The following is a 5,378-nucleotide window of genomic DNA, read 5'->3' as shown; positions in this document are numbered from 1 at the left end:
GCGGGGGTCAGTTACCCCCCGGGCGGGGGGTTTTCGTTACCCCCGGGGGGCGGGGCCCCCGCGTTCGCGGGGCCCCGGCCCTTTCCCGGAAACCTATTTCAGATAATTTTCCGGCTCGCGCAGGACCCGTTCGAGGTCCGCGAAGAGCAGGTGGCAGTGGTATCCGTCCGCGGCCGCGTGGTGGGCCTGAATGGTGAAGGGCATCAGCAGCTCCTCCCCCTGCCTCCGGTACCTTCCCCACACGAACATCGGCCGCAGGAAGGAGAGGTTCGATTTCATGTGGAAGGAGAGCCCCGTGTAGGTGAACCACGGGACGCAGGAGAGCAGGACGGAATTTTCCCGGCTCACGGTGCGGGTCCCGTCATGCTCGAAGCGCTCAAGGTCGGCGGCCATCGCGGCGTAGAATTCCGAAAAAGCCGCGCGGTAGGCGGTGTTGAGGCTGTCCATATTCCCGGTGCGCCGGTCCAGAACAGTGTATTCTGCGTGGATCTCGTCATAATAGCCGGGCCGCCCCTCACCGTCCAGCCCCATTCGGAATTCCCTGTGGCGGTTGACCGCATACAGCACGGCCCAGGAAAAGGCCGGGTAAAACCGCAGCCCGCGCGCCCGGACGTGGGCGTGGAAGGGGGTGACGCAGAGGTCCTGCGTCACACTGTAGCTGCAGTCGAGGTCCATAAAGTTCTGGAAGGTGTCCTTCCGCTCCCAGCGGTCGAGCTCGATCGGGTGAAACATGCGCGCCTCCTTCAAAATCCCTGCGTGTCGTTGGGTTCCCTTTCGATTTTACCACAGGAGGAGGCGCTTGGCTACCCGGGAATCCGGTTTATGGCCTAGCCGCCGATCTGCACCGTCAGGCCGACGGCGCGGGCGGTCTCGGCGAGCAGCTCCATCCGTTCCTGCGGCGGGGGCAGCAGGTCGGGCAGCAGGTAGCGCCTGCCGAGCCGCTCGTACTTGTCCTGGCCGAGCCGGTGGTAGGGCAGCAGATGCAGCCGCGTGACCCCGGGCAGCGAGGAGGCGAACCGCGCGATCGCCGCGATCTCGGCGGGCGTGTCGTTGAAGGTGGGGACGACCGGCACGCGGATGATCAGCGCCTGTCCCGCCGCGGCGATCCGCCGGGCGTTTTCAAGCATCCGCTCGTTGCCCTGGGAGGTGAACCGCCGGTGCTTGGCGCTGTCCATGTGCTTGACGTCCATGAGGAAGAGGTCGAGCCAGGGCAGGATCTCCCGCTCGATCACCGCAAAATCCGCGAAGGCGGTGGATTCCAGCGCGGTGGTGACGCCCGACTCCTTGGCGATGCGCAGGAGCGCCCCCGCGAACTCCGGCTGGAGCAGCGACTCCCCGCCCGAAAGGGTGAGCCCCCCCTCCGACCGGCGGAAATAGGGCCAGTCCCGCAAGACCTCCTCCATGACCTCCTCGGCGGAAACGTCCCGGCCGATGACCTTCGCCTTGCCGCCGACGGTCATCGTCTCGATCTCATGCGACTGGGACTCGGGGTTGCAGCACCACTGGCAGCGCAGGGCGCAGCCCTTGAGAAAGACGATCGTCCGGATGCCGGGGCCGTCGTGGATGGAATATTTCTGGATGTCGAAGATGCGCCCGGTCCGGCGGCGGTAGTCCGCGTCCATATCGGCGCCTCCTTTCGTTAAAACCCGTGGGTGGTCCGGCTGATGATGTCGTCCTGAAGCGACTTGGAGAGGGTGGTGAAGAGGGCGCTGTAGCCCGCCACCCGGACGACGAGGCTCTTATAGTTTTCGGGGTGGGCCTGCGCGTCGAGCAGCGTTTCGCGGCTGACGACGTTGAACTGCATGTGCATGCCCTTCTGGTCAAAGTAGCCGCGGATGAGGCTGGCGAACTTCTGGAGACCCTCGATGCCGCTGAGGGCGGAGGGGTGGAATTTCTGGTTGAAGAGGGTGCCGTTGGAGGCGATCATGTGGTCGAGCCGCGCCGCCGAGTTGCAGGCCGCGGTCGGGCCGTGGGTGTCGCGCCCCTGGGCGGGGCCCACGCCGTCGGCGATCGGGGTGTTGGCGAGCCTGCCGTCGGGGGTGGCGCCCGTCTGGGAGCCGAGGGGCACGTTGGCGGAGACGGGGTAGAGCCCCGCCTGGAAGATGCCGCCGCGCGGGTTGCGATAGTTCTGGAGCGGCTTGGTGTAGAGGTAGGCCACCTCGCGCGCGAAGGCGTCCACGCCGGGGACGTCGTTGCCGTATTTGGGCAGCTCGTCGATCCAGTCGAGCAGCTGGTCGTACTTCGCCTTTTCCGCCGGGGAAACCGGGTCCTTCCGGACCGCCTCGCAGATCGCGCGAATCTCCGCCTCGCCCACCGGCTGGCCGGCGGCGGCCATGCCGCCCGCCACCTGGGCCACAAGGTCCTCCGTCTCGCGGGTTCCGAGCCCGCGGCCGAAGTTTTTGCGGAGCGCCTCGCGGTACTCCTCGAGGGTGAGCTTTTTGTCCTCGAAGACGAGCTTTTTCACCGCGAGCAGCGAATCGGTGACGTTCGCGATGCCGAAGCCCTGCGGCCCGGTGAAGTTGTAGACCGCGCCGCCCTCCTGGAGCGATTTGCCGCGCGCGATGCAGTCGTCGATCATGCAGGACTGGAAGGGCAGCGGGCAGCGTTCGGCGTGGGCGCGGTCGATGGCGTTGTCCGCGTTGACCAGCAGGCTGATGCAGTAGTCCATCTGCTGCCGGTAGGCGTCGTAGAACTCGTCGAAGGAGCGCATCTCGGAGATCGGCTTCGTCTCCACGCCGACCAGCTCGCCGCTCTCCCGGCCGCCCGTGAAGACGAGCTCGAGCGGGCGGCACATGTTGAAGAAGGCGGCGTCGTGCCAGCCGTCCGTCTTGCCCGCCTTCTGGGGCTCGACGCAGCCGATGATGTTGTAGGTGCGCGCGTCCTCGACGGTGAGCCCCCGGCTCATGAGGGCGGGGATGATGACCTCGTCGTTGTAGTAGGCGGGCAGGCCCACGCCGGTGCGGGTGAGCTTGGCGGCCTTGATGAGGAACTCGTTGGGGGTGCCGTTCCACACCCGCACCGAAAGGGAGGGCGCGGGCAGGCGCACATGCATCGACGCCTCGATGCACATGAAGGAGAGGTCGTTGGTGACGTCGTTGCCCTCGGCGTCCTGACCGCCGGCAATGAGGTTCTGGAAGAGGCTGTACCCGGCGAACCCCTCGGCGGAATCCTTGTCGCGGACCTTGTTGAGGTCGTTGAGCTTGACCCAGATGCAGTCGAGCAGCTCCTGAGCGGATTCCCGCGTGATCTTCCCGGCGTCGAGGTCGGCCTTATAGTAAGGATAGATGTACTGGTCGAACCGTCCGGGCGAGATCGAATGCCCGGAGGATTCCGTCTGGAGGAGCATCTGTACGAACCAGAAGGACTGGCACGCCTCGTAGAAGGAGGCTGCGGGCTGTTCGGGCACCCGCGCGCAGACCTCCGAAATGCGCGTGAGCTCGGCGCGCCGCGCCGGGTCGGTCTCCCGCCCGGCCAACTCGCGCGCGAGGACGGAATAGCGCCGGCCGTATTCGCTCGCGGCCTCGCAGCTGAGAATGACCGCCTCAAGGAAACTGACGCGGGAGGCGTAGTCGGGGTCGCCGAGGCCGCATTCCGCGAGCTGAGCCGCCGCGCGGTCGCGGATGCCCGCGAAGCCGATCTCCAGAACCTCCTCGTATTTGACGGTGAAGTGCCCGATGCCGTTGTAGAAGTAGTTGCCGGGGGTGAAGATGTTGTGCCTCATGGCGGTGAGCGTCTCGGGGGCCATGTAGGAGGTGGCCAGCTCGCTGGTCGTCCTGCCCTTCCAGTAGGGCAGGACCTCCCGCAGCCGCCGCTTGGTCTCGTCGGAGATGTAAAAGGGGTCGGCGGAGCGTTTTTCCACCGTGTCGAACTCCTTTTCAAGCCATTCCCACGAGTACTCGGGGAAGACCTGGCAGCCGCGCGGGGCGATGCTGTTGCTCCCGACGATCAGCTCCTCCGGCCGGATGGTGATCGGCAGCTCCCGGCAGATTTTGAGGAACGCCTTGGCGCGCCGGAGGATGACCGGTTCCCCCTCCGTTTCGCGGTAGCTCTCGGTCAGCAGGACCGCCCGGTCCGCCTCGATCACCGGCAGCTTCGCGTACAGGTGGCTGATCAGCCGGTCGATGCGCGGGCTTTTTTTGATGTCTTCGTCATAGAATCGTCCCATAATCCCCATGCCGTCCTTTCTGTCGGTTCGCCTATCGTCTACCGCTGCGCAGATGCGAGCAGCGGCGCTTTCTTCCAGTTCACATTTTATCAAAAGCCACATGTAAACGCCATCTTCGGCGGCGATCTTGATCAGAGGCAGGGTGTTTTCGCTTTGGCGATCAAAAATGATCGAATATGCGCATCGTTTCAGCCAAAAGCTCAGAAAAAACAGGCTCCCGGCCACGGCCGGGAGCCTGTTTTTTCTGTTCCGTGTCTGCGCGCGCCGCGCGGGGCGGTTCAGCGGACCGGCTCATAGTCGATTCGCGAGTCCTCCCCGGTGGCCTCCAGCTTGAAGATGACCGGCCGCAGCCCGTCGTTGCAGCTGCAGATGGCGACGCCCGGCTTGCGGATCCAGTCTCCGTAGTAGAAGAGCCCCTCCCCGGCACCGTGCGCCAGCGCGAAGGCATACTGGTAGACCGCCTTCCACGCCTCGTCGCACATGCCCTCCGGCTTTGCGTAGTCCGCGTAGAAGACCTGGCCCTCCCGCATCATCGGGCAGGCCGACAGTCCCTCGACGCCGTATTCGGCGGCGAGCTCCCTGTCAAGGGTCGTTTTGAGCACCGTAATCTTCACCTTTTTCATCGGGTAAAACCTCCGTCAATTTTCTGGGGCGCGGGATACTTTATATAATAGTATCATAACACGGCCGCCCGCGGAAGGGGAAGGACATCCGCAGGCGGTACCACAAAAAACAGCCAGTCAAATGACTGGCTGTTTTTTGTGGTACGCCCGATGCGATTCGAACGCACGGCCTTTAGAGTCGGAGTCTAACGCTCTATCCAGCTGAGCTACGGGCGCATATTGCGGTCCGCTTGGGCCGCTGACGATTATTATACCAACAATTCTTGAAAAAAGCAATTCTTTTATGGATTTTTTCAAGAATTTCGGGCAATAATGAAACCGGCGGCAAAGACTGCCAGAAAAAATGTTTTCAACATGCGCGTGTTGAAAAAGTGGAAAAATCGACGAGGGGCGCGGGCGTGGGCCGGTGGAGAAATTGTGGAAAGAAGTGTGTGGTAAAAAAACCGTCATTTTCGAGAAAAATCCGCTTGACAGTTTGTCCATTCCATGCTAAACTAAAAGTCCCGCTTGAGGGAAACGCCCTTGCGGCGGGAAAACAGCACCTTGAAAAATGAACAACGAGAGAAGAGAAACGAGGAACCCAAGACGAA

The 5,378-nt window shown here is 63.4% G+C and carries 4 protein-coding genes and 1 tRNA gene; all 5 read right to left on the bottom strand.

Features of this window, described 5'->3' with window-relative positions; genetic code table 11:
- Nucleotides 1-93: 93 nt before the first annotated feature.
- Complete coding sequence (locus RCI06_RS11205) at nt 94-732, bottom strand: CatA-like O-acetyltransferase (RefSeq protein WP_101548155.1); 639 nt, start codon at nt 730-732, stop codon at nt 94-96.
- A gap of 95 nt (nt 733-827) precedes the next feature.
- Nucleotides 828-1,622, bottom strand: a complete 795-nt coding sequence (locus tag RCI06_RS11200) for a glycyl-radical enzyme activating protein (RefSeq protein WP_306576140.1) — start codon at nt 1,620-1,622, stop codon at nt 828-830.
- Between the two features lie 17 nt (nt 1,623-1,639).
- Complete coding sequence (locus RCI06_RS11195) at nt 1,640-4,165, bottom strand: glycyl radical protein (RefSeq protein WP_306576138.1); 2,526 nt, start codon at nt 4,163-4,165, stop codon at nt 1,640-1,642.
- 278 nt (nt 4,166-4,443) lie between these two features.
- The gene (locus tag RCI06_RS11190; RefSeq protein WP_306576136.1) at nt 4,444-4,788 is read right to left on the bottom strand and encodes a TIGR04076 family protein; all 345 of its coding nucleotides are present in this window, start codon (nt 4,786-4,788) and stop codon (nt 4,444-4,446) included.
- 139 nt (nt 4,789-4,927) lie between these two features.
- Nucleotides 4,928-5,004, bottom strand: a tRNA-Arg gene (locus RCI06_RS11185).
- Between the last annotated feature and the right edge of the window lie 374 nt (nt 5,005-5,378).

It is taken from the genome of Anaerotruncus massiliensis (ex Togo et al. 2026) (assembly GCF_030825285.1).
GTDB classification, from domain to species: Bacteria; Bacillota; Clostridia; order Oscillospirales; family Ruminococcaceae; genus Anaerotruncus; species Anaerotruncus massiliensis.
The sequence above is the reverse complement of the archived record's forward strand: the minus strand, read 5'-3'. Positions and strand labels throughout refer to the sequence as shown.